This is a genomic window from Bacillus sp. EB106-07-01-XG149 (assembly GCF_058791555.1).
In genome coordinates this window covers 772,164-799,047 of record NZ_JBYTDP010000002.1, presented here as the reverse complement: position 1 = coordinate 799,047, position 26,884 = coordinate 772,164, and the positions used below count along the sequence as shown (strand labels likewise).

Sequence of the window (26,884 nt, the reverse complement as noted above, 5' to 3'; positions counted from 1 at the left end):
AAACAACCATCATGAATGAACATTCATTTATTTTTATGTATTTGAAGGGGGAATGAAGGTGGAAAAACCATGGTTGAAAAGTTATCCAGAAGAAATTCCAAGTACGATTTCTTATGATATTCAGCCGCTTCATGGATATGTGGAACAGGTGGCTTCCCGTTATCCAGAAAAGAAAGCGCTTCACTTTTTAGGGAAGGATATTACATTTTCAGACTTCCACGATAAGGTGAAGAGGTTTGCAAATTATCTTCAAAAGCTCGGTGTGGAAAAGGGTGATCGAGTTGCTATTATGTTGCCGAACTGTCCGCAATCTGTAATTGGTTATTATGGTACATTACTTGCGGGAGGTATCGTAGTACAAACAAATCCACTATATACAGAAAGAGAATTAGAATACCAGCTTCATGACTCGGGAGCAAAAGTAATTCTTTGTCTCGATTTAGTGTTTCCGAGAGTAACGAATGTTCAATCTGCTACAAAAATTGAACATATTATCGTAACTCGGATTGCGGACTTTTTACCCTTCCCTAAAAATTTACTTTATCCATTTGTACAAAAAAAGCAGGAAAATCTTGTTGTGAATGTGTCGGAAAGCGAAACGATTCATCTATGGAAATCAGTAGAACGAGAAAGTAATGTTAATGTTGAAGTGTCTTGTGATCCTGAAAATGATCTAGCTCTTTTACAGTACACAGGAGGAACAACTGGATTTCCGAAAGGCGTTATGTTGACGCATAAAAACCTTGTTTCGAACACTTTAATGGGAGCTCATTGGCTATATAATTGTAAAGAAGGAGAAGAAGTAATTCTTGGTGTCCTTCCGTTCTTTCATGTGTATGGGATGACAGCTGTAATGAATTTAAGTATTATGCAAGGATATAAAATGGTGCTGATTCCGAAGTTTGATATGAAAATGGTTTTTGAAGCGATAAAAAAACATAAAGTCACACTATTTCCAGGGGCACCGACCATTTATATTGCTCTATTAAATAGTCCCCTCTTAAAAGAATATGATATTTCTTCTATTCAAGCTTGTATTAGTGGATCTGCCCCGCTTCCTGTAGAAGTACAGGAAGAGTTTGAGAGAGTTACAGGTGGAAAATTGGTAGAAGGTTATGGATTAACGGAGTCGTCGCCAGTTACACATGGGAATTTTTTGTGGGAAAAACGCGTGCCAGGAAGTATTGGTGTGCCGTGGCCAGATACAGAGGCAAACATTATGTCACTTGAAACAGGAGAGGCTTTACCTCCGGGTGAACTTGGTGAAATTGTTGTAAAGGGACCTCAAATTATGAAAGGGTATTGGAATAAGCCAGAAGAAACAGCAGCTGTATTACAAGACGGATGGCTTCATACAGGTGATGTTGGTTACATGGATGAAGATGGATTTTTCTATGTGAAAGATCGTAAGAAAGATATGATTGTTGCGAGTGGATTTAATGTGTATCCTCGTGAAGTAGAAGAAGTATTATATGAGCATGAAAAAGTGCAAGAAGTGGTGACGATTGGAGTTCCCGATCCGTACAGGGGAGAGACAGTTAAAGCATTTGTTGTGTTAAAAGAAGGTGCGGAGTGTTCTGAGGAAGAATTAAACCAGTTTGCGCGTAAATATTTAGCGGCTTATAAAGTGCCGAAAGTATATGAGTTTAGAGATGAACTGCCGAAAACGACAGTCGGAAAAATTTTACGCCGTGTCCTAATAGATGAAGAGAAAAGAAAAAATGAGGATGAGCAAACGGGCTAAGGCCCTTTCTTTTTGAAAAAATAGGATTGACACTTTTCTAAATAGTCAGTATTATAAGAATATGAATGACTATTCATTCAGTCATCTTCTTGAAGGGGACAGTAAAGTGAAAAAAAATAGACCGAAATACAATCAAATTATTGATGCGGCAGTCATTGTGATTGCGGAGAATGGGTACCACCAAGCGCAAGTTTCTAAAATAGCAAAGCAAGCTGGGGTAGCTGATGGCACGATTTATTTATATTTTAAAAATAAAGAAGATATATTAATATCCTTATTTCAAGAGAAGATGGGAGATTTTGTCGAAACAATTCGTCAAAAAACAGCAGGAATTGAAAGCGCTGTATCGAAGTTATTCATGTTGGTAGAAACGCACTTCTTGCTGTTATCACAAAATGATCCTCTTGCTATCGTTACGCAATTAGAGCTAAGACAGTCCAATCAAGACTTACGCCTGAAAATAAATGAAGTATTAAAAGGCTACTTACAAGTTATGGATGAGATTTTAGAGACAGGTATAAAGCAAGGTGAATTCCAAGCGGATTTAAATGTTCGCGTGGCAAGACAAATGATCTTTGGAACAGTAGATGAAGTTGTGACCAATTGGGTAATGAGCGATCATAAGTATGATCTGGTCGCACTTTCAAAAACGGTACATGGGCTACTTATTGCAGCTTGTGGTTATCGTCAATAATGGGAGGGATCATGTTGAAATTCCTATCTGTAAGAGTTGAAGATCATATCGCGGTGGCGACGTTAAATCATGCGCCAGCCAACGCGATGTCTTCACAAGTTATGCATGATGTTACTGAATTAATTGATCAAGTGGAGAAAGATGATAACATTCGTGTTGTTGTTATTCACGGTGAAGGGCGCTTCTTCTCGGCGGGAGCAGATATTAAAGAATTTACATCTGTTACTGAAGCGAAGCAAGCGACAGAATTAGCGCAGCTTGGACAAGTTACGTTTGAGCGTGTTGAAAAATGTTCAAAACCAGTTATCGCGGCAATTCATGGAGCGGCACTTGGCGGCGGCCTTGAGTTTGCTATGTCTTGCCACATGCGCTTTGCAACTGAAAGTGCAAAACTTGGTTTACCTGAATTAACACTTGGATTAATCCCTGGATTTGCAGGTACACAGCGACTACCACGTTATGTTGGGAAAGCGAAAGCTTGTGAAATGATGTTAACAAGTACACCGATTACTGGTGCAGAAGCATTAAAATGGGGACTTGTTAACGGAGTTTTTGCTGAAGAAACATTTTTAGATGATACGCTTAAAGTTGCAAAACAGATTGCTGGAAAAAGCCCAGCGACGACTCGTGCTGTACTAGAGTTATTGCAAACGACGAAATCGTCTCATTATTATGAAGGTGTACAACGCGAAGCTCAAATCTTTGGTGAAGTATTTACGGGTGAAGATGGAAGAGAAGGTGTAGCAGCGTTTTTAGAAAAACGTAAGCCTTCATTTAGTGGCAGGTAGTTCAATTATTTTTTTAATATAAATTAACAGAAAATTAAAATTGATAGAATCTTTCTGAAAAACAAGGGGGTAAATGGAATGAACATCTACGTACTCATGAAACGAACATTTGATACAGAAGAAAAAATCGTAATTAAAAACGGTGCAATTTACGATGGCGAAGCGGAATTCATCATCAACCCTTACGACGAATATGCGATTGAAGAAGCAATTCAAGTAAGAGACGCACAAGGTGGCGAAGTTACTGTTGTAACAGTCGGTGGCGAAGATAGTGAGAAAGAACTTCGTACGGCATTAGCGATGGGCTGCGATAAAGCTGTATTAATTAATATTGAAGATGATGTGGAAAATGGTGACCAGTTCACGACAGCAAAAGTACTTGCTGAATATTTAAAAGATAAAGATGCAGATTTAATTTTAGGCGGGAACGTTGCAATTGATGGTGCATCTGGACAAGTTGGTCCACGCGTAGCAGAAGCGTTAAATATTCCGTACGTAACGACAATTACAAAACTTGAAATTGACGGTACAAACGTGAAGATTGAGCGTGATGTTGAAGGTGATACGGAAGTGATTGAAACTTCATTACCAGTTTTAGTAACAGCACAACAAGGTTTAAATGAACCTCGTTATCCATCGCTTCCAGGTATTATGAAAGCGAAGAAAAAGCCACTAGAAGAAGTAGAATTAGATGATTTAGATTTAGAAGAAGATGATGTGGAAGCAAAGACAAAAACAATTGAAATCTATTTGCCTCCTAAGAAAGATGCAGGAAAAGTGTTACAAGGCGAGCTGCAAGATCAAGTAAAAGAACTTGTATCGTTGCTCCATACAGAAGCGAAAGTAATCTAATAAAATACGAAATTATATATGCAGGAGGGAAAATCTATGGCTCGTAAAGTATTAGTAATGGGTGAGGTTCGTGATGGATCGCTACGTAACGTTTCGTTTGAAGCGGTAGCAGCAGCAAAAACAATTGCAGAAGGCGGTGAAGTAGTAGGTCTTCTAGTTGGAGACAGCGTTGCCTCTTTTGCAAATGAATTGATTCATTACGGTGCAGATCGCGTTGTGACAGTTGAAAATGATAAATTAAAATCATATACATCTGATGGTTATGCACAAGCATTTTCAGCTGTATATGCTGAAGAAAAGCCAGAAGGTATTGTATTTGGACATACAGCACTTGGTAAAGATTTATCACCAAAATTAGCAGCGAAGCTTGAAGCTGGTCTAGTTTCTGACGTAACTGCTTTAGATGTTGAAGGTGGAAATGTTATCTTTACTCGTCCAATTTACTCTGGTAAAGCGTTTGAGAAGAAGATTGTAACAGACGGTATCTTATTTGCGACAGTGCGTCCAAATAACATTGCGACGCTTGAAAAAGATGAGTCTCGCAGTGGTGACGTGTCTTCTATTACAGTAGATGTGAAAGATTTACGTACAATTATTCAAGATGTCGTCCGTAAGACGGCAGAAGGTGTTGACCTTTCTGAAGCGAAAGTTATTATCGCTGGTGGACGCGGTGTGAAGAGTGAAGAAGGATTCAAGCCATTAAAAGAGTTAGCTGACGTATTAGGCGGCGCTGTTGGAGCATCTCGTGGTGCTTGTGACGCTGAGTATTGCGATTACTCATTGCAAATTGGTCAAACTGGTAAAGTTGTTACGCCAGACTTATACATTGCATGCGGTATTTCTGGTGCGATTCAGCATTTAGCTGGTATGTCTAACTCAAAAATAATCGTTGCGATTAATAAAGACCCAGAAGCAAGTATCTTCAAAGTAGCTGACTATGGTATTGTTGGCGATCTATTTGAAGTCTTACCTCTTTTAACAGAAGAGTTTAAAAAGTTAAAAGTACATTCATGATTTGAGTACCCTTGAGTTCCAAGTGAAGTACCCCTATATATAGAAAAGGTGAGAGATCCCCTGTCTCTCATCTTTTTAGTATTTAATCCGTATTTTTATATAGTATAAAGGAACACTTTTTTGTTACAATACATAACGATACATATTATTCGCCACGTATATAAGTTAATGATATACTCTTGGTAGAATATACTTGAAGGAGGAAATAAAATGGCAATTGTAAATGCAAATGACCAAAGCTTCGCAGCTGAAACTAGCGAAGGTGTTGTATTATTAGATTTCTGGGCACCTTGGTGTGGACCTTGTAAAATGATCGCTCCTGTATTAGAGGAAATTGATGCAGAATTAGGCGAAAAAGTAAAAGTAGTAAAAGTAGACGTGGATGAAAACCAAGAAACTGCTCGTCAATTCGAAGTAATGAGCATTCCAGCTCTTTTCGTATTAAAAGACGGTAAAGTAGTTGATCAAGCGTTAGGTTACAAACCGAAAGAAGCGTTAGTAGAATTAGTTTCTAAACACTTCTAAAATAAAGGGCTACCATTTGGTAGCCTTTTTTATTTTCCTTTTTTACACCTTTCCGTTACAATAAAGGAACGTATGTTGGGTGTTTTGGCATAGTATGTTTTCATGTGAAAATAAAGATGCTAAGCATGTAGAAATGGAGGGTAACGAGTGCACGAACATTTAAAAGAAAAATTGGCTATTTTACCAGATCAACCTGGTTGTTATTTAATGAAAGATAAGCAAGGAACGGTTATATATGTCGGAAAGGCAAAAGTGCTTAAAAATCGTGTGCGCTCGTACTTTACTGGTTCGCATGATGGAAAAACACTGCGGCTTGTAGGAGAAATTGTAGATTTTGAATATATTGTAACCTCCTCAAATCTAGAGGCTCTCATTTTAGAGTTAAACTTAATAAAAAAACATGATCCAAAATATAATATTCAATTAAAAGATGATAAAACATATCCTTTTATTAAAATTACAGCTGAGAAACAGCCGCGATTACTTATTACGCGAAATGTAAAAAAGGATAAGGGAAAGTATTTTGGTCCTTATCCGAATGCACAATCAGCTCATGAAACGAAAAAGCTGCTAGATCGTATGTATCCGCTTCGTAAGTGCTCAAATATGCCCGATAAAGTTTGTTTATATTATCATATGGGTCAATGTTTAGCGCCTTGTGTGAAAGAAGTGACGGAAGAACAAAACAAAGAAATTGTAGATGAAATTATTAAGTTTCTAAATGGTGGGCATAAAGAAGTTCGTTCAGAATTAGAAACAAAGATGTATGAAGCTTCAGAGAAACTAGAATTTGAACGTGCAAAAGAGTTGCGTGATCAAATTGCTCATATCGATGCGATTATGGAAAAACAAAAGATGATTATGAGTGACTTAGTGGATCGTGATGTGTTTGGGTATGCAGTTGATAAAGGATGGATGTGTGTTCAAGTTTTCTTCGTTCGAAAAGGAAAGCTAATTGAACGTGATGTTTCTATGTTTCCAATCTACGATGAACCAGAAGAGGGATTTTTAACGTTTATCGGTCAATTTTATGAGAACAGCAGTCATTTTAAGCCGAAGGAAATTGTCGTTCCAGGGAGTATAGACTCAGAGTTAGTAGAGCGCTTTTTAGAAGTTGAAGCGACACAGCCGAAACGTGGTAAGAAAAAAGATCTTGTAGAATTAGCAAATAAAAATGCGAAGATTGCTCTTGAAGAGAAATTCTACTTAATTGAACGTGATGAAGAGCGAACGATTAAAGCGGTAGATCATTTAGGGAAGCAGCTCGGGATTGAAACACCTTATCGTATTGAGGCGTTTGATAACTCAAATATTCAAGGGACAAATCCTGTTTCTGCAATGATTGCTTTTATCGATGGGAAACCAGCTAAGAAAGAATATAGGAAATATAAAATTAAAACGGTTCAAGGACCAGATGATTATGAGTCTATGAGAGAAGTTGTGAGACGCCGTTATACAAGGGCACTGAAAGAGCGTTTGCCTTTACCAGATTTAATCATTATTGATGGTGGAAAAGGTCATCTGGCAGCTGTAAGTGATGTTCTAGAAAACGAACTCGGTTTATATATTCCGATGGCAGGGCTTGTAAAAGATGACAAACATAAAACCTCCCATTTAATTATTGGAGATCCACCTGAACCTGTGATGCTTGAGCGAAATAGCCAAGAATTTTATTTATTGCAGCGCATTCAAGATGAAGTGCATCGATTTGCGATTACATTTCATCGCCAATTACACGGGAAATCTGTTATTCAATCAGCACTGGATGATATTCCAGGAATCGGTGATAAACGGAAAAAGGTATTGTTAAAACATTTTGGTTCATTAAAGAAGATGAAAGAAGCTTCTTTAGCTGAATTTGTCGAAGCGGGTATGCCGAAAAATGTCGCAGAGACGATTTATACTTATTTAGCGGATAAGAAGACGTTGTAGTTTACAACGTCTTCTATTTTCTGGTATAATTTCTGAAGATTTAAAATAAACCTAACTGAATGAAAATACAAAAAAGTCAACTAAACTTATATGTCTAGTTGACTGTAGGTAAAGCTACACTTCAATGAGATCTTTTATATCCCATTTCACAAGAAATGTAATAGAGTCTGAACGTTTTTTCTTTTCTTCATAGGACTCTGCAACGACGTTTCGTTGCTTTTGAATTTGTTCAGCGATGAATCCAGCTTCTAATTGATAAGAAGAATGTCTGTTTTGTTTTTGACGTTCAGCGATGAGTGTGCCTTTAAGTTGGAACTGCATTTCACGACGCTTATGTTCAATAATGCTTAAAGTGCCCCAGCCAGCTTTTTCAAAGAACTGAATGACTTCTTCAATTGTTTCTAGTGGATATTTTCTTGCAAGGTTTCTACCAGACCAGTATAAAATACCATCTAAATCGTTACCGATTAAATCAGGTAGTAATTCTTCACGTAGCAATTCATAAGCGAAGGCGTTCAATGAAACATCTTCTAAAGATGTTGTATCGATTGTATTTTTACTCACAATATTCCCCTCTTTCTATAGGGATTATTATATAACATTTCTCGTTTATAAAAACAGATTTTTCTTTGGGGAAATCTGAATATATAAGAAGGGAAAAAGAATTGGCAAATTATATGCAAATTATGTATACGTTTTCTTGACGCTTCGACAAAAATAGGGGTAAAATGAACTTGTTATCAAATTATGCTGAAATATTTCGAATAATTTTTTCAGTTTTTCTTATGCCAATAGTGAAAAAACATTATTGTTGTAAATTAATCTGAAAACAGCAGTCAAACATTCAAGGGGGTAATGGGGACATGAAAGGCCGCGAGTATACGTTTCGTAAGTGGCACTCATTAATGGGGGTCATCCCGGTTGGTGTCTTTTTGACGCAACATCTAATTGTAAACAACTTTGCAACAAGAGGAGCAGAGGCTTTTAACAAAGCTGCAGGCTTTATGGAGCTCCTTCCATTCCGGTATGCGCTAGAAATTTTCATCATCTTTTTACCTATACTGTACCATGCTATATATGGCTTATATATTGCATTTACAGCTAAGAACAATGCGGTATCTTACGGTTATTTCCGTAACTGGATGTTCGTCTTCCAACGAATTTCAGGTATCGTTACACTGATTTTCATTTCTTGGCACGTCTGGGAAACTCGTATTCAAGCATTGTTAGGTAAAGAGGTAAACTATGATATGATGGCAGATATTTTAAACAATCCAGCTATGTTTGGATTCTACTTAGTTGGTGTTGTTTCAACAATTTTCCACTTTGCAAATGGACTATGGACATTCTGCATAAGCTGGGGAATTACAGTATCTCCACGTTCACAAAGAATCTCTACTTATGTAACATTAGCTATTTTCTTAGGTCTATCCTATGTAGGTGTGAGTGCATTATTAGCGTTCATCGATCCACAGCTAGCAAACCAGTAAGGAGTGGGAGAGCATGAAAGGGAAACTTATAGTAGTCGGCGGTGGCTTGGCCGGCTTAATGGCAACGATTAAAGCGGCAGAAGCAGGAGTAAATGTTGAACTATTTTCTTTAGTACCAGTAAAACGTTCACATTCTGTATGTGCCCAAGGTGGAATTAACGGTGCCGTAAATACGAAAGGTGAAGGGGATTCTCCATGGATCCACTTTGACGATACAATTTATGGTGGGGACTTCTTAGCGAACCAACCGCCAGTTAAAGCAATGTGTGAAGCAGCACCTGGTATCATTCATTTAATGGACCGTATGGGTGTTATGTTCAACCGTACGGAAGAAGGACTTCTTGATTTCCGTCGTTTTGGTGGAACGCAACATCACCGTACAGCATTTGCTGGTGCAACAACTGGACAGCAATTACTATACGCATTAGATGAGCAAGTACGTCGTCACGAAGTAGCAGGACTTGTAACGAAATATGAAGGTTGGGATTTCTTACGAGCTGTTGTTGATGACGAAGGTGTGTGCCGAGGAATCGTTGCACAAGACTTACAAACAATGGAGATTAAAAGTTTCCAAGCTGATGCCGTGATTATGGCAACAGGGGGCCCTGGTATCATCTTTGGAAAATCAACTAACTCTATTATTAATACAGGTACAGCAGCTTCTGCTGTATATCAACAAGGCGCATATTATGCAAACGGCGAGTTCATTCAAATTCATCCAACGGCAATTCCTGGAGACGATAAATTACGTCTTATGAGTGAATCGGCACGTGGTGAAGGTGGCCGTGTTTGGACATATAAAGATGGTAAACCATGGTACTTCCTAGAAGAAAAATATCCGGCTTACGGAAACCTTGTACCTCGTGATATTGCAACGCGTGAAATCTTTGACGTTTGCGTAGAGCAAAAACTAGGTATTAACGGTGAAAACATGGTGTACTTAGATCTTTCTCATAAAGATCCGAAAGAACTAGATATTAAACTTGGTGGAATTATTGAAATCTATGAGAAGTTTACAGGTGATGATCCTCGTAAACTACCAATGAAAATCTTCCCAGCAGTTCACTATTCAATGGGCGGACTATGGGTTGATTATAAGCAGATGACAAGTATTCCAGGTTTATTTGCAGCAGGTGAGTGTGATTATTCTATGCACGGTGGTAACCGCCTTGGTGCGAACTCACTATTATCAGCAATTTACGGTGGTATGGTAGCAGGACCGAACGCGATTGAGTATATGAAAGGTCTTTCTAAATCGTCTGATGCTGTTTCATCTACTGTATATGAGCAAAATGAATTAATCGAAACAGAGAAATTTAACAATATTTTAACGCTTGATGGTAACGAAAATGCATATGTTCTTCATAAAGAGCTTGGAGAATGGATGACAGATAACGTTACAGTAGTTCGTGAAAATAAAAAGCTACTAGAAACTGATGCGAAAATTGAAGAGTTAATGGCGCGTTACAAACGCATTAACATTAACGATACAGCGAGATGGAGTAACCAAGGTGCTTCATTTACACGCCAACTTGCAAATATGTTTGAATTAGCACGTGTTATTACAATTGGAGCATATAACCGTAATGAGAGCCGCGGGGCGCATTACAAACCTGAATTCCCAAATCGTGATGATGCAAACTTCTTAAAAACTACGATGGCGAAATTTGAAGGAGAAGGAAATGCACCAGCATTCCATTACGAAGAAGTGGATGTTTCATTAATTAAACCACGTAAACGTGACTATTCTTCAAAACATGATGTAGCTGCTAAGGGTGAAGAGAAGGGGGATAAGCAACATGTCTGAGAAAACAATCCGCCTCATCATTACGAGACAAGATGGACCAGATGCACAAGAGTTTGACCAAGAGTTTGAAATTCCATATCGTCCAAATATGAACATTATTTCGGCACTGATGGAAATTCGTCGTAATCCTGTTGATTCAAAAGGAAACCAGACGACTCCGATTGCATGGGATATGAACTGTCTAGAGGAAGTATGTGGCGCATGTTCGATGGTGATTAACGGAAAACCACGTCAATCATGTACAGCTCTTATTGATCAGTTAGAACAACCAATTCGCTTAAAGCCGATGAAGACATTCCCAGTGGTACGTGACTTACAAGTTGACCGTAGTCGCATGTTTAACGCTCTAAAACGCGTTAAAGCTTGGATTCCAATTGATGGTACGTATGACTTAGGACCAGGGCCAAGAATGCCTGAGAAGAAACGTCAATGGGCTTATGAGCTTTCAAAATGTATGACATGTGGTGTTTGCTTAGAATCATGTCCAAACGTAAATAGTAAATCTGACTTTATTGGACCAGCACCGTTATCACAAGCTCGTTTATTCAACTCACATCCAACGGGTGAAATGCATAAAGCAGATCGCTTACGTGCAATTATGGGAGATGGAGGACTTGCAAACTGTGGTAACTCTCAAAACTGTGTGCAATCATGTCCAAAGGGTATTCCATTAACAACTTCAATTGCGGCATTAAACCGTGATACAACAATTCAATCGTTCAAAGATTTCTTTGGTAGCGACAATAACTATTAATAAATATTGCCTCTTCATGTTGAAGAGGCAATATTTATAACTTTATTTTTCTGTTTATTCTGTTTATTTTGAAGGCGAAAAGGAGAGGGAACAATGAAGAGGATTTCTTATATTGAAGACTTTGAGAGATGGGAAAGTGGTTTTTCATTTTACAATCCTGTAAAAGTTCGTTTTGGTGAAGTAGATATGTTTGGGCATGTAAATAATGTCGTTGCCTTTACCTATTTTGAAGAAGCACGTATCGCATTGTTTAAAGAACTTGGATTTATGCAAGAATGGACGCATGAATCTTCAGAAACGATGATCGTTGTTGCAGATTTACAATGTAATTTTATTAAGCAAATATATTTTGATGAACAGTTGAAGGTATATGTAAAAGCGGGATCGGTTGGGAATTCTTCTTTAGATTTGCATTATATGGTGAAGAATGCAGAAGGAGAAGCTTGTTTAGTCGGTCGTGGAATGATGGTTCAAGCATCGAAAAAAACGGGAAAAGGCGAACCGTGGCCTGAAGAATGGAAGAAAAAATTACTACAATGATAGAGTGAAAGAAAAATAAGAGAGCAATTTGCTCTCTTATTTTTTGTCTTTCATTGCTTCTTCTAATGTTAAATGATGTTTATATATGTATGTAGCGTATGGATTACCAACGTAGCGCAAATGCCACGGTTCATATGAATATTCTGTTGTTTCTGTTTTATCTTCTAAATAACGAATGACAAAGCCAAATTCATGGGCATGTTTTGCAACCCATTTTCCTTCGGCTGTCTCTCCAAAAATAGGCTCTAATTGGAATTTAGCAGATTTTGAACTAATATCCATTGCTAAACCAGTTTGATGTTCACTCGTACCAGGAATGGCACTTACTGAATCAGCTTCAGCTTTTCCTTGACGTCTAACGTATGTATCATGTAATGATTTTTGGCGTTTGTATGAACGATAACCAGATACAGCTGTAAGTTCAAGTCCTTCTTTCTTTGCCGCTTCAAACATATTTTCAAGCGCATCTGCAGCATCTTTACGCAGTAGCGTTTTTTCTTTATCTTTTGGACTAGTAAATGGTACGTTTGGTCTTGTTAAGTCTTCAGGTGTGTATCCGTCTGGTAGTTTTCGATGTTTATTAACTAAGACAAGATTAGACTCTGGATTTGTTACAACGGAAAAATCATTTTCTAGCTTCTTTGCAGTATGATCAGCTTTTGGAAAAGCAGGAATCTCTTCTTTTTGGTGATTACTATGCTGTTGACTTTCGACAGCTTTCGCCTCATTTTGTAGTGGTGGTTTAGAACTAAAGTAAGCGAAAGAAGTGATACCGATTACAATAGTAGTGGCAGAAATAATGATTATCTTTTTCATGATACCTTGTAATCACAGTCCTTTCTTAATAAAATATGTATCGTTTTTTATTATAAGTCTAGTTTACTGAAAAAGAAATATAAGAGTCGTAACGTAATAGAAATGCAAAGAAAATGTCAGAAAATGTGTGAAATTGTAGTATTTTTTCATTTAATTCATTTCTTATCTTTCATGAAATGAATTTTTTATGTAATATATATACATAAGAAGATGTAGCGATTATCGAGAATAAAGAACTTCTTGTATAGACTAGGAGTGAATGGGAATGGATTTTGCAACAATTATTGGACTTATTTTAGGATTTGTAGCAGTGGTAGTAGGGATGGTCGTCAAGGGCGCTGACGTAAATGCCTTATTGAATCCTGCCGCAGCATTAATTATTTTTATCGGTACATTTGCTGCAGTATGTATAGCATTTCCGATGAATCAACTAAAAAGGGTTCCAAAATTATTTAAAGTTCTTTTTGGTTCAAATAAAAAGGATTTAAGTTATGAACAGTTGCTAGAATTATTTGTTCATTGGACATCAGAAAGTAGAAAATACGGTATTTTGTCTTTAGAGCAACAATTAGACAAAATTCAAGATGAATTTCTTTTGCGTGGTATGAAATTTGTGATTGATGGCGTATCCGCAGAAGATTTAGAGCAGATTTTAGAAGCTGAATTAGAAGCAATTGAAGAAAGGCATGCAAAAGGAGCAGCAATTTTTTCTCAAGCTGGTACATATGCACCGACATTAGGGGTTTTAGGTGCTGTTATTGGTCTTGTAGCTGCGCTTGGTAATTTAACTGATATTGAAAAGTTAGGACATGCTATTTCAGGTGCGTTTATTGCAACGATTTTTGGTATTTTTTCAGGTTATGTATTATGGCATCCATTTGCAAATAAGTTAAAACAAAAATCTGCAGCTGAAATCGAGAAAAAACGTTTAATCATTGATTGTTTATTAATGTTACAAGAAGGTACATATCCGTTTATTATGAAGAACCGCATTTTAGGTTCACTTTCTGCAACTGAGCGTAAAAAGCTAGAAAAAGGAGCAGAAAAAAATGCGGAGTAAGAAAAATAGAAGAGGCAAAAAGAAAAAACATGATGAGCATATCGACGAAACTTGGTTAATTCCATATTCTGATATGTTAACGTTGTTATTTGCATTGTTCATCGTTTTATTCGCAATGAGTAGTATAGATGCTGCGAAGTTTAAACAGATGGCAGTTGCTTTTCGAAGTGAATTAGCCGGTGGAACAGGTAACAAAGAATTTTTAAGTGATCAAAAGCCAAATGATGAAAAAGAATTATCAGCAAGTAGCCTTGAGGCAGAACAAGCAAAAAAACAAGAAGAAGCTAGAGCGAAAGAAAAAAAAGAGATGGATGAATTGAAAGCATTACAAAAAAAGATTGATCAATATATTAATGAAAAACAATTATCCTCTTCTTTTCAAACTAAATTAACTGAAAAGGGATTAATGGTGACAATATTAGAGAATATACTGTTTGATTCGGGGAAAGCAGATGTGAAATTAGAATCTTTAGGGATTGCAAAAGAGATGTCTAGCTTACTTGTTTCAGCGTCACCTCGTGAAATTACAGTATCGGGTCATACGGATAATGTCCCTATTGCCAATGCGCAGTTTGCGTCGAACTGGGAATTAAGTACGCAGCGGGCAGTTAATTTTATGCAAGTATTACTGCAAAATAAAGAATTACAACCAGAAAAATTTAGTGCGATTGGTTACGGAGAATACCGTTCGATTGCTCCAAACGATACACAAGAAGGAAAGGCAAAGAATAGACGTGTGGAAGTATTTATCTTGCCTTTAACAGAGAAAGTAAAATAAAAGAGGATGGCGAATGCCATCCTCTTTTATTTTGCATCAAATGATTTTAAGTTGTCGCGACGGATTTTATCTTTTTCTGCATCTGATTTTTTGAAATCATAATCATATAAAGCGCCTTCCCAATCGCCATACATCGGATTCGGGAAAATAATAAATTTCTCACCAAATTGTTCTTTTGAATCTGCGACTGTTTGATTTCGATCTTTTACAGACTTTCCGTCAAAACCAGTGAAATCAGATAAGTTATCACCGAAGAATAAGACGATATCATGTGTTTGCGAAACGAGTTCACGTCGTTTTTCTTTTCCTTTTTCTTTCGGATCCTGTAGTAATATATGTTCTTTCGTTGCTTGAGGAGCACCTACACGCTCAAGATTTTTAATTGTTGCATCTAGTTGGTTCGTTTTACGATTTGAGATGTAATAAATATCTACACCTTTAGACTCCGTATATTTTAAGAAATCAATTGCGCCTGGAAGGGCTTCAGCTTCAGCCTTATTAATCCAATCATCCCATTTGTAAGGATAGCCTTTTCCTGTTTTTACGCTCATTGCTTGATGAGGGCTGTTGTCTAAAACAGTTTCGTCTAAATCAAGTACGATAGCAGGCTTTTTCTCTGTCCCTTTTGCAAGAGCTGCATCAAGCTTCAATTGACCGATATTGTACCCTTGGTAGTAAAGTGCTTTCGTTTCACCGGCTGTTTGATACCATAAATCAGCCATTAATTGCTGTTCTGTTAATTTTACTTTTTCTTCTTTTGCCACTGTTTTCTCTGGTGTTCCTGAACATGCTACAAGCGATGTAGATAGAACCGCTACAGATAATAAAGTGGTAATACCCCTCTTCATCTTCATATGTATCCTCCTTGATGTTAGAAAATCATCTTATATTATATATTAAAATATAAAAATTTTTTTATGAACATTTGCATATTGTCTTTTGTATATATAGTAGTATGTCCTATATTAGAAAGATGAGAAAAATGATGGAAATTATTTTGACAATTTTTATTGTCGAAATGACAATTATAATTGACAAATGACGTAATATTATTTACAATTTTAACTAAATGGAACAAATGATGGATTAAGGAGATGTTACATACTAAGAGGATGAAGTGTAGTGCTATATTTTATCCTGAATAAACATAGTCTTTGAAAGAGAGTATGAATGATATTAAAGGGGAGGCTTTATACTTTGAGTTTACAAATTCAGAACTTAACGAAACAATTTGGGGAATCAAAAGCAGTGAACGGTTTGCAAATTTCGTTACCAAAAGGTGAAGTGCTAGGATTACTTGGACGAAATGGTGCAGGAAAAACAACGACAATCAAAATGCTTCTCGGATTATTAACGCCTAATGAAGGATCTATTACATGGGATGGAAAATCATTTGGGACTAGTGGGGTAACGATTGGGTATTTACCAGAAGAAAGAGGTTTATATACAAAAAGTAGAGTAATAGATCAGTTGCGATATTTTGGTAGATTAGAAGGAATGTCGAAAAAAGAAGTAGATCTTGCTATTGATCACTGGTTAGAACGATTAGCAATACCGGAATATAAATTTAAAACGGCAGGAGAGCTTTCAAAAGGGAACCAGCAAAAAATCCAATTAATTGCTGCCCTTCTTCATAATCCTGAACTTCTCATTTTAGATGAACCATTTAGCGGACTAGATCCAGTTAATGCTGGGATGTTAGCTAGCATTATTGAAGAACAAGTACAGAGCGGAAAGACCATTATTTTATCTAGTCATCGTATGGAACAAGTAGAGGCTTTTTGCCAACATGTATGTATTTTGAAAAAAGGCGAAGCAGTCGTAAAAGGCCAGTTAAGTGATATTAAAAAAGAGTACGGTTTCCGTAATTTAACGATTGAAGATACAGAAGAGAATGCGAAGGGATTAGAAGCTATTCATGTATCGTATGAAAAACAACAAGGCCTTCTTTATGTGCAAGTACAAGATGATGCAGAAGCTCTAAAGATTTTACAACAGTTGCAAGAACAAGGTGTTACCTTACGACAATTTAAAATGTTAGAGCCGACGTTAAACGAAATCTTTGTAGAGAGGGCGAAATAACGATGCGTAAATTTTCTCACGTATTTTCATTTTATTTCAGGGAAGCATTTTTATCTAAAAAATCATTAATTACGAGTGCGATTTTATTTTTAGTTGTGTTTGGACTTTTCGCATTTAATCATTTCACTGCTGATAACGATAAAGGAAAAGATAAATTTGCGGTAGTAACGGAAAGCGATACTTATAAAGTTCAAGAAAGTGATGTAACAAAGTTACTTCCGTCTGCTAAAGTAACTGTAGAAAATAAGGATAAATTTAATGAGTTACGTAAGCAAGTGGAAGATGGGGATTTAGACGGTTTATTCCATATTACAGAAAAGAATGGTATTCCGGAAGTGACGTATATGTATAGTGGTTTTCCGAGTCAATCAACTGCTACACTTATGGCAAGTTATTTAAAGGAACAGTATACAGCGGTAATGATCGAAAAAAATAATGTATCTGCCGAAGTAGCAAAACAGTTACAGATGGAAATTCCGTTAAAACAAGAAGCAGTAAAGGATCATGCATCTTCCTTTGGAATTGGTTATGTTTTCTCGTTTGTTTTATATATGTTTATTATTGTGTTTGGAACTGCAATTGGAACGACGATAGCATCTGAAAAATCATCCCGTGTTATGGAGTTAATGCTTCCGAAAGTAAAACCATTAACAATGCTACATGCCAAAATTTTAGCAATTGTTTCTAGTGCTTTACTATTACTAGTTATTGCTTCCTTCGGTTTTCTTGTACCATATTTATTAGGTTGGGTAGATTTAGAAAACGCATCTTTAATAGGACTTACACTAGACTTTTCTAAATTGGATGCGGTAGTAATTAGTATGTTCGTTGTATATTTTGTTACGGGCTACTTACTATATGCAATGCTATATGCAGCAGTTGGGGCTGTTGTATCAAAAATTGAGGATGTGCAATCTCTTTCGTTCCCAATTACAATGTTAGGTATAGCAGCATTTTTCATTAGTATTAAATCATTATTTGATCCTAATAGTACATTAGCTGTAGTTAGTTCATATATTCCATTCTTTACACCTATGGTTACATTTTCAAGACTTGTAGCTGGTGAAGCTGGGGCTGTAGAAATTGGTGTGACGTTAGTAATTTTATTGGTGACTATCGTTATCATCAATATACTTGCAAGCCGCATTTACGTAAACGGCGTAATGAATTACTCAGATAAAGTGAAATTTAAAGATTTAGCGAAATTTATAAAGCGTCAATAATGAGAGAAAAGCATGATTTCCTATTGAAATCATGCTTTTTCTTTATGTATAAATTAAAAATAGTATATAATAATAAGAGTCGTCTTTTAATAGAATGAATAAAAAGGAGGGTGTGCAGATGGGGATTAGTAGTCGGTTTACAGTAGGTGTTCATATGCTGACATTACTTGCGATAGATCGAAACTCTCGCTGTACCTCTGAATGGATTGCTGGTAGTGTGAATACAAATCCAGTTGTGATTCGTCGCATTACAGGAATGTTGAAGAGAGCAGGACTTGTTGATGTACAAGCTGGTAAAGGTGGTACGACACTTGCTCGTGATTTAGAAGAAATTACATTACTTGATGTATATAAAGCAGTGGAAGTTGTAGAAGAAGGACAACTATTTTCCTTCCATGAAAATCCCAACATTGAATGTCCAGTAGGAGCTAATATTCAATCAGTATTAGAAATTATTTTAATGCAAGCGCAAGAAGCGATGGAAAACGTACTTGCAAATGTAACGGTAGATCAATTAGTTACAAACTTAAAGTCTAAAATGAAAGAGTAAAAAAGCGAGCAACCTCATAATGAGGGCTCGCCTTTTTTTATTCAGAAATATTGAAAATTCTATTTTTCAGTATTTAAAATGAATTTACCAACAATAGCTGCTACGATACCACCAAGAATTGGTGCTACGATGAATACCCATAGTTGAGAAAGTGCTTCTCCGCCAACGAATAAAGCTGGTGCGATACTACGAGCTGGGTTAACAGAAGTTCCAGTTAACGGAATACCTAATAAGTGAACTAAAACTAATGTGAAACCAATTACTAATCCTGCTAGAGAAGAACTTCCTTTTTTACCTGTTACAGCAACGATAACTAAAATGAATACGAAAGTTAAAATAAATTCAACTAGAAATGCTCCAGATAAACCAAGAGTTCCAAAACCATTTTGTCCTAAATTATCTAAAGGTGTTTTAGCAGAGCGCAAAATCGTTACTAACGTTGCAGTTCCTAATAAACCACCTAAAATTTGAGCTAATACATAATAACAAAGTTCCATAGCGTTCATTCTTTTGTTGATGAACATAGCTACTGATACTGCTGGGTTAATGTGACATCCAGAAATTGTTCCGATGCTATATGCCATAGCCACAATAGATAGACCGAAAGCCATAGCGATTCCTAATGTTCCAATTCCTTCAATTCCGCCGCCAATGACAGCTACTCCAGTTCCGAATAATACAAGTACAAATGTACCAATAAATTCAGCGATTGCTTTTTTTAACATAATTTACCTCCTAATATTGCGCATGAAACGTATTATAACATAGGTTTTAGTATAAACAGCTAATGAAATACTATTCTGATAAGGCGAAATAGGGGGAAAATAAAAAAAGAGTATAGTTCTTTGTTAGAGAACTATACTCTTTTTTATGCAGTTTTTTTCTGCTTAACGACTGGAGCAGAACGGTTTAAAACGCTATTTGCAACCATTCCTAACATAATAATAATCATTCCAAGTAGGGAAAGACCACCAGGAAATGAACCATTCAAGAAAACAATTTCGCCAAGCACGGTAAAGACCATCGTTCCAGCTTGCGTTGCTTCAACAGCTCCAAGTAGAGAGAGGTTATCTTTGGCTAAGTCAGTAGCAAAGAAAAATGTCATCGTCGCAATCACGCCAGAACATAAGGCTAACAAAAATCCTTGCAACATTTGGCTGGATGTTGGAATACCGGTAGTAGAAAATCCATATATACCAAGTAAAATTGTTATAGGTAGACTCCCTATTGCCATTCCTAATACACGTTGGAACGTATCAAGACGTCCGCCAACAAGTTCCATCATTTTTCGGTTGCCGAATGGATATAAGAAGGCTGCTACTACGACAGGTAAAAAACCTGAAATGAACTGAGTCATTGTAATATGACCTGCTGCAGTCACTTGCATACAAATTACACCAAGTAAAATAAATAATGCGACATATAAACTACGAAGTGGAATTTTTCCGCGTACAAGTTTTGTGCCTGATTTCGTTTCTATTTTAACGAAGAATAATGGTGATAAAAGTAAACCTGCTAATATAGTAACTTGCCAAGTTCCAGCAACGAGCCAAGCTGGAGAAAAGACAGCTGCGAAACTTAATAAAGAATAGAAACCAATACCAGCAACGGAACCCCATCCGATCCACGCTAATGGATGTTTCTTTAATTCTTCCCATAAACCCTTTAAGTTTTTGCGAAATAAAACGATAAGGAATAAAATAGGGAGAGCAAATAAAAAACGGAAGGAAGCTGTCCAGGCCCAGCTCGTTCCAGATACATTCATCGCTCGATTAATAATAAAGGTTGCGGAAAAAAAGGCTGATGATAAAAGGCCTAATAAAATTGCGCGCATGAAGCATAGCACTCCTTTCGGAATTTGATGATTATGTATAGTATAATATACTTAAAAATAATAAAAGTAAACTATTTTATACTTTAAGGTGGTTTTATAGATGAAAGAACATGAAGATATGCAAACGAAAGAAGTCATTCAGCAAGTAGGTCAGCTGTTAAGACAAATTCGAAATGAACAAAAATTAAGTTTAGAAGAATTAGCCCAAAAAACTGGGGTTAGTAAATTAACATTAGGAAAGATTGAAAGAGGCGAAACGAATCCGACGTTAGCTGTCATTTGGAAAATAACGAAAGGGTTATCGATTCCTTTATCGCGATTGATGGTTGTTGGAGAACCTGTAGCTGTGGCGCGCTGCGGAGAAGGATTTGCAGTAGATGTAGGACAAGCATGGCATTTAGAAACGATGTTCCGCTATACGAAAGAAACGGGGATGGAAATGCATCGTGCTTGTTTAAGGTCGAATAGTATATATGAACCAGAAGCTCATCATGAAGGTGCTATTGAGCTTGTAACAGTAATGAAAGGGAAAGTATCGATTCAAGTAGAAAGCGATGTATACGAATTAAATGAGTTTGACTCTATTCAATTTGAAGCGAATAAAAAACATAGTTATAGAAATGAAGAAGATGAAGTAGCAGTATTACATTTAACGATGAAATATTCTTCATGAAAAAATCCCCTATAGAAAAATCTATAGGGGATTTTTTATACGCTATGCTCAAATAGATGAAAGAATGTTATTAGTAAGAGCGTGGCATAAGTAATAAACAAATAAAATAAACTAAAAACCCCGTCCCAAAACATAAAATAGCAATGACCCAAAGTATGCGAATGAGAGTAGAGCTAATATCAAAATATTCCCCTAAACCACCGCATATACCAAATAGCATTTTATCAGTTTCGGATTTACATAATCTTTTTGACATCTTCCAATCTACTCCTTTTTATCCCGTTTTAACGGGCAGTAAGACCTCCACCTAAAAATTCAGCGAAAGCAAAGAAGTTAGGTGGGGATTAACTGCCCGTAAAAGCCCGATTGATTTAACTAATGATCAGTGGGGGGATGAACACCCCCCCCTACTGATCAAAGCTTCACTTTATACCAAGCTATATACTTCTATTCTATATGGAAATTTATGAGAAGACTATGAGGTTGTATGACATTTTTTTTAGGGAACAGTCGTATTAATTGTCTTAATTTTCAGTTGATATTAAAATTATAGTAAGAGGTAACTTTTAATAAAGGGTGGGGGAAATAGAGATGACAGTATATTGGTTGACTAATGTAATGCTTGAATCAGGGTATACATATGAAGAGGGGAGAATTTCCCAAGCAGAAACAGAGTTATGTAGTTTACTCATTGAAGATGGACGAATTAAAAAAATGATAGCAGGGGCTGTTCAAGAGGAAGGAGTATTAATTCTTGATGCTAAGCGTTTATTAATTTTGCCTGCTTTTGAAGAGATGCATATTCATATTGATAAGACGTATTATAGTGGTCCTTGGAAAGCCAGTATGCCAGCAGAGAATATTTTTACGCGTTTTCATGAAGAAGAAAAAATTCTGCCGAAGCAATTAGCAACTGCTCAAGATAGGGCGGAAAATATGTTAGCGTTATTGCTTCGAAATGGTGCAACGAATATTAGAACGCATTGTAATGTTGATCCGATTATTGGACTTGGTAATTTGGAGGCGACGTTAGCGGCGTTGGAAACATATAAAAATCAGGTTTCTGGTAGAATTGTTGCTTTTCCGCAACACGGATTATTGCGCAGCAATTCTGTGCAACTTGTGAAAGATGCGATGCGTATGGGTGCGCATCTAGTCGGTGGAGTGGATCCAGCTACAGTGGATAATGATATTGAAAAATCATTACATACCATTATGGATATCGCAGTAGAATTTAATGCAGATGTTGATATTCATCTGCATGATGCGAATAATCTTGGGACGTTTACGATGAAGCGATTGGCAAGTTTAACAGAAGAAGCGGGATGGCAAGGTCGCGTAACAATTAGTCATGCACTTGGACTTGGTGGTGTTACGGATAAAGAAGTTGAAGAAGTGGCGGAAAGACTAGCTGCTTTAAACATTGATATTACTTCAACGGTGCCAATTGGGAAACAAGTAATCCCAATTCCGTTATTAGATAAAAAAGGTGTGAAAGTCTCGTTAGGAAATGATAGTATTACTGATCATTGGTCACCGTTTGGCACAGGTGATATGATGCAAAAGGCAAATCGATTGGCGGAACGTTTTGGGTGGAGTGACGAAAGGTCTTTAGGAAAAGCTCTTCGCTTTATTACGGGAGGCAAAGAAACGTTAAACGATGAAGGGAAGCGAGCGTGGCCGAATGTAGGAGATGAAGCGAGTTTTGTTTTGACGAATGCAACATGTACTGCTGAAGCGGTAGCGCGTCAAACAGAGAAAAGTTTAGTCGTGCATAAAGGGAATATTGTTGTTGGTAGTTTAAATGAGGTGGAATTAAATAATCTTGTGTAAAAGAATCGTTTGAATGTTTAGAGGAGGGTTCTAATTGTGAGTGTAGAACCCTTCTTTGTTATGCTTGCAATATATTTCTTATAGGGAAGCTAGAAAGGATGAAAAATTTGGACAATCAACATAACCAAAATCATATTATGGGAACTTTGCAATGGTTTATATTTTTATTAGCGAATTCAATCGCACTACCAATTGTCGTTGGCGGATTATTTCATCTTACGACGGAAGAAATATTTTATTTAATGCAGCGTACGTTTTTTGTAGTTGGTATATCTTCTTTTTTACAAGGGTGGTTTGGACATAGACTACCAATTGCGGATGGCCCAGCTGGATCTTGGGTTGGCGTATTTACCGTACTTGCTTACGCAACTGTCGGACAAGATCAATTACATAGTACGTTGCAAATTTTAGAATTAGGAATGATAATTTCCGGTGTTATTTTAATAGGATTAGGAGTAACTGGTTTTATCGGACGTATTTTATTTTTATTTACGCCACTTGTGACAGGAACATTTTTACTTTTATTATGTTTGCAATTAAGCGGTGTATTTCTAAAAGGGATGCTAGGAATTACTGCTACTGTTTCTCAAATCGATGGATTTACAGCAATAATTGCGTTTAGCATATTTCTTTTCGTTATTATACTATCTAACTTCGGAAAAGGTTTTGTCAAAAGTTATGCGGTTTTAATAGGATTAATTAGTGGGTGGATTCTTTTTCTAATTGCAGGAAAAGTGACGATTCCAGCTCAAGTAACTCATTTTGTGCAACTTCCGCAAATATTTGCTTGGGGACTTCCAAAGTGGAATACAGGTATGGCTGTATCGAGTTTCGTTATGGTATGTATTTTAGTTTCAAATACAGTGGCAGCGATTATAGCAATTAATCAAGCTACTATTCAAAAAGGGACTATTGAACAGAAACAGTTGAAGGATGGTACGTGGGTTGGAGGGATTTCACATATCATTTCTTCTGTATTTTCAACTGTAGGTGTCGTACCATTACCAGCGACGGCGGGATTTATACGTTTAACGAAACAAAAGTATATACGATCATTCTTACTAGCATGTATGTTACTAGTCGTAATGTCACTGTTTCCAAGTATTATTCGTTACTTAGCATCGTTGCCATCCGCTGTCGCATCTGCGGTTTTAATGGCTTCGTTCGTACAGCTAATTGGAATTGGATTTCATAATATAAAACAAGTGCCAATGAACGAAAGGAATGTAACGGTTTTAGGAATTGCTGTATTATTTGGAAGCGGTGTTATGTTTTTACCGTCTGGAGCACTCCAATCCTTACCCTCTGTTATGCAATATATATTCGGGAATGGTTTGTTCGTAGGTACAGTTGTCAGTATATTACTAGAACAAATATGGCGTACTGAAAAGTGAGTGGATACAAAGAGTGTGCGAACTGTATAAAAGTCTAAAATAACATGTGAAATAAAGCCCATTTTCATTCACCACCCGCACATTTCGTTCATACAATATCTTGACTAAATAAACACCCAACTTACACATACACGGCTCTGGCTTAAGCAAGGAGGGTTATACCAGTTGAAGGAAAAAGCGTATCAATCTAAACCGTTACTCACAAAGAGAGAGAGAGAAGTATTTGAATTACTGGTTCAAGATAAAACAACGAAAGAAATTGCAGGTGAACTTTTTATCAGTGAAAAAACAGTGCGCAACCACATCTCAAACGCAATGCAAAAGCTAGGAGTTAAAGGACGTTCACAAGCAGTTGTTGAGCTTCTTCGCATGGGAGAGCTCGAACTATAAAAAGAAAGCCGACTTTTATATGAAGAGTCGGCTATTTTTTTGTTTATATTTTGAACTTAAAAAGGTATCTCAGACTTTGAGAAGGAAGATATGTTTAAGAAAGAAACGTTAAAAATAACTACTTTATAATATGATGAGGCATTCAGGGTAGGTATCTTTGTCATTTATGAATAAGAAGGTGCAAATATGAAGTTGTATTTTAAGGATATGGAGATAGGTGAAATTAAAGATGTTTTTGGAGACATGCCATGGATGTATGGAACAATTCGTCTATCTGAAAACAGTAAACCGTTCCAAAAATATTTTCGTGAGATGGTAGACGAAGATAGTGGATTTGATTTTGAAAGCATAGATCCTGAATTTTTATATGAAGGAAATTGGTCTGTTTTTGATGAGGATAATCAGCAGTATTTAGGGATTGATATACCTGCTATTCATATGGAGGATAAAACGATTGCGTGGCGTTGGAGATAAAAGCTATCAGATTGTGAACATCTTTGTACGAAATAATTCAAACGAGAACAACAAGCAGAATTTTATACAAAAGGTCAGCTTGTTGTTATCGTTTTTTCCGCTTGCTATATGAATGATAAGAACATTTCATACATAAATAGGTAGTAAGGAGGGGATATGTTGAAAAGGATATTGTTAGTTTCAACAAGCGCTCATGATATGAATGGACACCCGACTGGTTTGTGGTTGGAAGAGCTCGCAGCTCCTTATAATGTGTTTAAAAAGGCTAAGTTCGATGTTGATATTGTGTCGATAAAGGGCGGTAAAGTACCTATTGATAGAGTGTCTATTCCAAATGGCATACCTCGTGAATTTAAGTATGTCGCTTCTTTATTGCAAAATACGAAGCCGATCTCAAATGTTCATTTTTCGGATTATGATGCAGTTTTATTTGGTGGTGGGCACGGGGCGATTGTAGATTTTCCAGGTAATCCATATGTTGCAAATTTAATTGAGAATATGTATAACAATAACAGAATTGTAGCGGCTGTTTGTCACGGAGTAAGTTCTTTAGTCGGTGTGAAAAATAAGGATGGCTCGTTTTTTAGTGCCGGTAAGCGTTTAACAGGTTATACGAATGATGAGGAAAAAGCTGTACATTTAGAAAAGCGAGTGCCGTTTTTATTAGAAAGTAAATTGAAAGAAGAAGGGGCTTTGTTTTATGTTGCTCCAAATTTCACACCGCATGTAGTAGTAGATGGACGTTTAATTACAGGGCAAAACCCGCAGTCTAGTATGGAAATAGGGAAAGCTATAAGAAGAGCTGTAAATAAATTATAGAAAAAATGTTCGCTACTAATAAAGGTAGCGGGCATTTTTTCTATAGTGCAAATGAAAATACCTTAAACTAAAAAGATGTATTGAGTATAATGACTTCATTTATAATTAATCGTGAATTTGCTATACTATTTTGTATGGACAAAAGGGGAGGCTCTTTTAATGAGGAAAGTTGCGTGTGCAAACACTTATATTAATAAAATAAAGCCCGTTATTAGAAAAACGAGTTTTAGCCAATTGAAAATAGATGAAATTGCGAAGTATATGGATATTAGTAAAGCTACTTTATATAAACGTTTTTCTTCAAAAGATGAGATTATTGAAGCTGTGGTAGAAGATTTTATGAACTACCTTCTTGAAGGAGATGCGGATAATCAAGATGAAAGTATGTCTTTTGCAGAACGTTTCCAAAAGACGTTTATCCATTCTTTAAAGTGTGTGACATATATTTCTGATGTCTTTTTACAAGATTTGAAAGAGGCATATCCGCACTTATCTGATCGGTTAGTTGCTGCACAACAAAATCGTAATCATAATTTGCAAATGTTTTTTGAAGCTGGTATGGAACAAGGCTACTTTAATAAAATGAACGCACAATTATTTATGGTGCAAGATGATGTGATGTTAAGACGTATTATAGATCATTCTTTTTGTATTCAGTACGATATTACGTTAAAGAAAGCGATACTTGATTTTTATCAACTAAAGAAGTACCAACTTTTTAAACCAGAGTATATAGAAGCAATTGATGATTCGGAAATTGAAAAAGAAGTTATTGCTATTTTGCAAATGATTTCGTAAAAAAGCAGGTTTTCCTATAG

29 protein-coding genes are annotated in these 26,884 nt (G+C 36.5%); 23 read left to right on the top strand and 6 right to left on the bottom strand.

Features of this window, described 5'->3' with window-relative positions:
- The first annotated feature begins 58 nt into the window (after window positions 1-58).
- The 7 genes from AC3WTA_RS10240 to uvrC all read left to right on the top strand — a co-directional run bounded on the left by AC3WTA_RS10240 (window position 59) and on the right by uvrC (window position 7,549).
- Window positions 59-1,744 (top strand): long-chain-fatty-acid--CoA ligase, encoded by a 1,686-nt coding sequence (locus AC3WTA_RS10240; RefSeq protein WP_000414732.1) that lies wholly within the window; start codon window positions 59-61, stop codon window positions 1,742-1,744.
- A gap of 106 nt (window positions 1,745-1,850) precedes the next feature.
- Complete coding sequence (gene fadR, locus AC3WTA_RS10235; RefSeq protein WP_000742213.1) at window positions 1,851-2,438, top strand: fatty acid metabolism transcriptional regulator FadR; 588 nt, start codon at window positions 1,851-1,853, stop codon at window positions 2,436-2,438.
- A gap of 11 nt (window positions 2,439-2,449) precedes the next feature.
- Complete coding sequence (locus tag AC3WTA_RS10230) at window positions 2,450-3,226, top strand: enoyl-CoA hydratase (RefSeq protein ID WP_000911294.1); 777 nt, start codon at window positions 2,450-2,452, stop codon at window positions 3,224-3,226.
- A 78-nt stretch (window positions 3,227-3,304) separates the two neighbouring features.
- Complete coding sequence (gene etfB / locus AC3WTA_RS10225; protein ID WP_001029031.1) at window positions 3,305-4,078, top strand: electron transfer flavoprotein subunit beta; 774 nt, start codon at window positions 3,305-3,307, stop codon at window positions 4,076-4,078.
- 36 nt (window positions 4,079-4,114) lie between these two features.
- Window positions 4,115-5,092: an electron transfer flavoprotein subunit alpha gene (etfA, locus tag AC3WTA_RS10220; protein WP_000101967.1), complete on the top strand. Its 978-nt coding sequence runs from the start codon at window positions 4,115-4,117 to the stop codon at window positions 5,090-5,092.
- 210 nt (window positions 5,093-5,302) lie between these two features.
- Entirely contained in the window at window positions 5,303-5,617 is a 315-nt protein-coding gene (gene trxA / locus AC3WTA_RS10215; RefSeq protein WP_001018943.1) for a thioredoxin, read from the top strand.
- A 147-nt stretch (window positions 5,618-5,764) separates the two neighbouring features.
- Window positions 5,765-7,549 carry an excinuclease ABC subunit C gene (gene uvrC / locus AC3WTA_RS10210; protein ID WP_000544266.1) on the top strand — a complete coding sequence of 595 codons (1,785 nt, stop codon included), beginning with the start codon at window positions 5,765-5,767 and terminating at the stop codon, window positions 7,547-7,549.
- A gap of 114 nt (window positions 7,550-7,663) precedes the next feature.
- Here the strand turns inward: uvrC and AC3WTA_RS10205 are convergent, their stop codons facing one another.
- A complete protein-coding gene (locus tag AC3WTA_RS10205; protein ID WP_000042225.1) occupies window positions 7,664-8,113 on the bottom strand; it encodes a YslB family protein in 450 nt (149 codons plus the stop codon).
- Window positions 8,114-8,412: 299 nt separating this feature from the next.
- Between AC3WTA_RS10205 and sdhC the strand changes: the two genes are divergently transcribed.
- From sdhC to AC3WTA_RS10185, 4 genes are all read left to right on the top strand, one after another.
- On the top strand, window positions 8,413-9,039 hold the full coding sequence (gene sdhC / locus AC3WTA_RS10200; RefSeq protein WP_088107389.1) for a succinate dehydrogenase cytochrome B558: 627 nt from the start codon (window positions 8,413-8,415) through the stop codon (window positions 9,037-9,039).
- Between the two features lie 13 nt (window positions 9,040-9,052).
- Window positions 9,053-10,846 carry a succinate dehydrogenase flavoprotein subunit gene (gene sdhA, locus AC3WTA_RS10195; protein WP_000676749.1) on the top strand — a complete coding sequence of 598 codons (1,794 nt, stop codon included), beginning with the start codon at window positions 9,053-9,055 and terminating at the stop codon, window positions 10,844-10,846.
- Entirely contained in the window at window positions 10,839-11,600 is a 762-nt protein-coding gene (gene sdhB, locus AC3WTA_RS10190) for a succinate dehydrogenase iron-sulfur subunit (RefSeq protein WP_001291830.1), read from the top strand. The genes sdhA and sdhB overlap by 8 nt, the downstream gene beginning before the upstream one ends.
- Before the next feature lie 93 nt (window positions 11,601-11,693).
- The gene (locus AC3WTA_RS10185) at window positions 11,694-12,140 is read left to right on the top strand and encodes an acyl-CoA thioesterase (protein WP_000822749.1); all 447 of its coding nucleotides are present in this window, start codon (window positions 11,694-11,696) and stop codon (window positions 12,138-12,140) included.
- A gap of 36 nt (window positions 12,141-12,176) precedes the next feature.
- On the opposite strand, the gene AC3WTA_RS10180 is transcribed toward AC3WTA_RS10185, so the two are convergent.
- Window positions 12,177-12,956, bottom strand: a complete 780-nt coding sequence (locus AC3WTA_RS10180) for a M15 family metallopeptidase (protein WP_000720204.1) — start codon at window positions 12,954-12,956, stop codon at window positions 12,177-12,179.
- A gap of 265 nt (window positions 12,957-13,221) precedes the next feature.
- Here AC3WTA_RS10180 and motA point away from each other — a divergent pair, with 265 nt between their 5' ends.
- Together motA and motB are read left to right on the top strand one after the other, a co-directional pair.
- Window positions 13,222-14,016, top strand: a complete 795-nt coding sequence (gene motA, locus AC3WTA_RS10175) for a flagellar motor stator protein MotA (RefSeq protein WP_000344854.1) — start codon at window positions 13,222-13,224, stop codon at window positions 14,014-14,016.
- Window positions 14,006-14,794: a flagellar motor protein MotB gene (gene motB, locus AC3WTA_RS10170; RefSeq protein WP_001256734.1), complete on the top strand. Its 789-nt coding sequence runs from the start codon at window positions 14,006-14,008 to the stop codon at window positions 14,792-14,794. Before motA ends, motB begins: the two co-directional genes overlap by 11 nt.
- A gap of 26 nt (window positions 14,795-14,820) precedes the next feature.
- Here the strand turns inward: motB and AC3WTA_RS10165 are convergent, their stop codons facing one another.
- Complete coding sequence (locus AC3WTA_RS10165) at window positions 14,821-15,648, bottom strand: 5'-nucleotidase, lipoprotein e(P4) family (RefSeq protein ID WP_000782761.1); 828 nt, start codon at window positions 15,646-15,648, stop codon at window positions 14,821-14,823.
- A gap of 343 nt (window positions 15,649-15,991) precedes the next feature.
- Here AC3WTA_RS10165 and AC3WTA_RS10160 point away from each other — a divergent pair, with 343 nt between their 5' ends.
- The 3 genes from AC3WTA_RS10160 (at window position 15,992) to AC3WTA_RS10150 (ending at window position 18,649) form a co-directional block, all read left to right on the top strand.
- Window positions 15,992-16,876, top strand: coding sequence for an ABC transporter ATP-binding protein (locus AC3WTA_RS10160; RefSeq protein ID WP_000058125.1), 885 nt, complete (start codon window positions 15,992-15,994; stop codon window positions 16,874-16,876).
- A gap of 2 nt (window positions 16,877-16,878) precedes the next feature.
- Window positions 16,879-18,099 carry an ABC transporter permease gene (locus tag AC3WTA_RS10155; protein WP_001225001.1) on the top strand — a complete coding sequence of 407 codons (1,221 nt, stop codon included), beginning with the start codon at window positions 16,879-16,881 and terminating at the stop codon, window positions 18,097-18,099.
- Window positions 18,100-18,217: 118 nt separating this feature from the next.
- Complete coding sequence (locus tag AC3WTA_RS10150) at window positions 18,218-18,649, top strand: Rrf2 family transcriptional regulator (protein WP_000512998.1); 432 nt, start codon at window positions 18,218-18,220, stop codon at window positions 18,647-18,649.
- Between the two features lie 59 nt (window positions 18,650-18,708).
- Here AC3WTA_RS10150 and AC3WTA_RS10145 read toward each other — a convergent pair whose 3' ends face one another.
- Both AC3WTA_RS10145 and AC3WTA_RS10140 read right to left on the bottom strand, forming a co-directional pair.
- The gene (locus AC3WTA_RS10145; RefSeq protein ID WP_000913205.1) at window positions 18,709-19,374 is read right to left on the bottom strand and encodes an aquaporin; all 666 of its coding nucleotides are present in this window, start codon (window positions 19,372-19,374) and stop codon (window positions 18,709-18,711) included.
- A gap of 143 nt (window positions 19,375-19,517) precedes the next feature.
- Entirely contained in the window at window positions 19,518-20,483 is a 966-nt protein-coding gene (locus tag AC3WTA_RS10140) for a DMT family transporter (protein ID WP_001201647.1), read from the bottom strand.
- Between the two features lie 100 nt (window positions 20,484-20,583).
- Between AC3WTA_RS10140 and AC3WTA_RS10135 the strand changes: the two genes are divergently transcribed.
- Window positions 20,584-21,156 carry a helix-turn-helix domain-containing protein gene (locus AC3WTA_RS10135; RefSeq protein ID WP_000658052.1) on the top strand — a complete coding sequence of 191 codons (573 nt, stop codon included), beginning with the start codon at window positions 20,584-20,586 and terminating at the stop codon, window positions 21,154-21,156.
- Window positions 21,157-21,226: 70 nt separating this feature from the next.
- Here AC3WTA_RS10135 and AC3WTA_RS10130 read toward each other — a convergent pair whose 3' ends face one another.
- A complete protein-coding gene (locus tag AC3WTA_RS10130) occupies window positions 21,227-21,412 on the bottom strand; it encodes a PspC domain-containing protein (protein ID WP_000044335.1) in 186 nt (61 codons plus the stop codon).
- A gap of 335 nt (window positions 21,413-21,747) precedes the next feature.
- Here AC3WTA_RS10130 and AC3WTA_RS10125 point away from each other — a divergent pair, with 335 nt between their 5' ends.
- The 6 genes from AC3WTA_RS10125 to AC3WTA_RS10100 all read left to right on the top strand — a co-directional run bounded on the left by AC3WTA_RS10125 (window position 21,748) and on the right by AC3WTA_RS10100 (window position 26,864).
- Window positions 21,748-22,989 carry an amidohydrolase family protein gene (locus AC3WTA_RS10125; protein ID WP_000219570.1) on the top strand — a complete coding sequence of 414 codons (1,242 nt, stop codon included), beginning with the start codon at window positions 21,748-21,750 and terminating at the stop codon, window positions 22,987-22,989.
- 98 nt (window positions 22,990-23,087) lie between these two features.
- Complete coding sequence (locus tag AC3WTA_RS10120; RefSeq protein WP_098655762.1) at window positions 23,088-24,383, top strand: purine/pyrimidine permease; 1,296 nt, start codon at window positions 23,088-23,090, stop codon at window positions 24,381-24,383.
- A gap of 165 nt (window positions 24,384-24,548) precedes the next feature.
- Entirely contained in the window at window positions 24,549-24,773 is a 225-nt protein-coding gene (gerE, locus tag AC3WTA_RS10115) for a spore germination transcription factor GerE (protein WP_000659484.1), read from the top strand.
- 186 nt (window positions 24,774-24,959) lie between these two features.
- Window positions 24,960-25,247, top strand: a complete 288-nt coding sequence (locus AC3WTA_RS10110) for a hypothetical protein (protein WP_000780756.1) — start codon at window positions 24,960-24,962, stop codon at window positions 25,245-25,247.
- A 156-nt stretch (window positions 25,248-25,403) separates the two neighbouring features.
- Complete coding sequence (locus AC3WTA_RS10105; protein WP_000919622.1) at window positions 25,404-26,066, top strand: type 1 glutamine amidotransferase domain-containing protein; 663 nt, start codon at window positions 25,404-25,406, stop codon at window positions 26,064-26,066.
- Window positions 26,067-26,225: 159 nt separating this feature from the next.
- A complete protein-coding gene (locus AC3WTA_RS10100; protein ID WP_001233026.1) occupies window positions 26,226-26,864 on the top strand; it encodes a TetR/AcrR family transcriptional regulator in 639 nt (212 codons plus the stop codon).
- Window positions 26,865-26,884 lie beyond the last annotated feature (20 nt).

Excerpts from the sequence above, each read along its gene's own strand:
- AC3WTA_RS10230 (WP_000911294.1), top strand. The coding sequence starts at position 2,450 with ATGTTGAAATTCCTATCTGTAAGAGTTGAAGATCATATCGCGGTGGCG.
- etfB (WP_001029031.1), top strand. The coding sequence starts at position 3,305 with ATGAACATCTACGTACTCATGAAACGAACATTTGATACAGAAGAAAAA.
- etfA (WP_000101967.1), top strand. The coding sequence starts at position 4,115 with ATGGCTCGTAAAGTATTAGTAATGGGTGAGGTTCGTGATGGATCGCTA.
- trxA (WP_001018943.1), top strand. The coding sequence starts at position 5,303 with ATGGCAATTGTAAATGCAAATGACCAAAGCTTCGCAGCTGAAACTAGC.
- sdhC (WP_088107389.1), top strand. The coding sequence starts at position 8,413 with ATGAAAGGCCGCGAGTATACGTTTCGTAAGTGGCACTCATTAATGGGG.
- sdhA (WP_000676749.1), top strand. The coding sequence starts at position 9,053 with ATGAAAGGGAAACTTATAGTAGTCGGCGGTGGCTTGGCCGGCTTAATG.
- sdhB (WP_001291830.1), top strand. The coding sequence starts at position 10,839 with ATGTCTGAGAAAACAATCCGCCTCATCATTACGAGACAAGATGGACCA.
- AC3WTA_RS10185 (WP_000822749.1), top strand. The coding sequence starts at position 11,694 with ATGAAGAGGATTTCTTATATTGAAGACTTTGAGAGATGGGAAAGTGGT.
- AC3WTA_RS10180 (WP_000720204.1), bottom strand. The coding sequence starts at position 12,956 with ATGAAAAAGATAATCATTATTTCTGCCACTACTATTGTAATCGGTATC.
- motA (WP_000344854.1), top strand. The coding sequence starts at position 13,222 with ATGGATTTTGCAACAATTATTGGACTTATTTTAGGATTTGTAGCAGTG.
- motB (WP_001256734.1), top strand. The coding sequence starts at position 14,006 with ATGCGGAGTAAGAAAAATAGAAGAGGCAAAAAGAAAAAACATGATGAG.
- AC3WTA_RS10165 (WP_000782761.1), bottom strand. The coding sequence starts at position 15,648 with ATGAAGATGAAGAGGGGTATTACCACTTTATTATCTGTAGCGGTTCTA.
- AC3WTA_RS10155 (WP_001225001.1), top strand. The coding sequence starts at position 16,879 with ATGCGTAAATTTTCTCACGTATTTTCATTTTATTTCAGGGAAGCATTT.
- AC3WTA_RS10150 (WP_000512998.1), top strand. The coding sequence starts at position 18,218 with ATGGGGATTAGTAGTCGGTTTACAGTAGGTGTTCATATGCTGACATTA.
- AC3WTA_RS10145 (WP_000913205.1), bottom strand. The coding sequence starts at position 19,374 with ATGTTAAAAAAAGCAATCGCTGAATTTATTGGTACATTTGTACTTGTA.
- AC3WTA_RS10140 (WP_001201647.1), bottom strand. The coding sequence starts at position 20,483 with ATGCGCGCAATTTTATTAGGCCTTTTATCATCAGCCTTTTTTTCCGCA.
- AC3WTA_RS10135 (WP_000658052.1), top strand. The coding sequence starts at position 20,584 with ATGAAAGAACATGAAGATATGCAAACGAAAGAAGTCATTCAGCAAGTA.
- AC3WTA_RS10130 (WP_000044335.1), bottom strand. The coding sequence starts at position 21,412 with ATGTCAAAAAGATTATGTAAATCCGAAACTGATAAAATGCTATTTGGT.
- AC3WTA_RS10125 (WP_000219570.1), top strand. The coding sequence starts at position 21,748 with ATGACAGTATATTGGTTGACTAATGTAATGCTTGAATCAGGGTATACA.
- AC3WTA_RS10120 (WP_098655762.1), top strand. The coding sequence starts at position 23,088 with ATGAAAAATTTGGACAATCAACATAACCAAAATCATATTATGGGAACT.
- AC3WTA_RS10110 (WP_000780756.1), top strand. The coding sequence starts at position 24,960 with ATGAAGTTGTATTTTAAGGATATGGAGATAGGTGAAATTAAAGATGTT.
- AC3WTA_RS10105 (WP_000919622.1), top strand. The coding sequence starts at position 25,404 with ATGTTGAAAAGGATATTGTTAGTTTCAACAAGCGCTCATGATATGAAT.
- AC3WTA_RS10100 (WP_001233026.1), top strand. The coding sequence starts at position 26,226 with ATGAGGAAAGTTGCGTGTGCAAACACTTATATTAATAAAATAAAGCCC.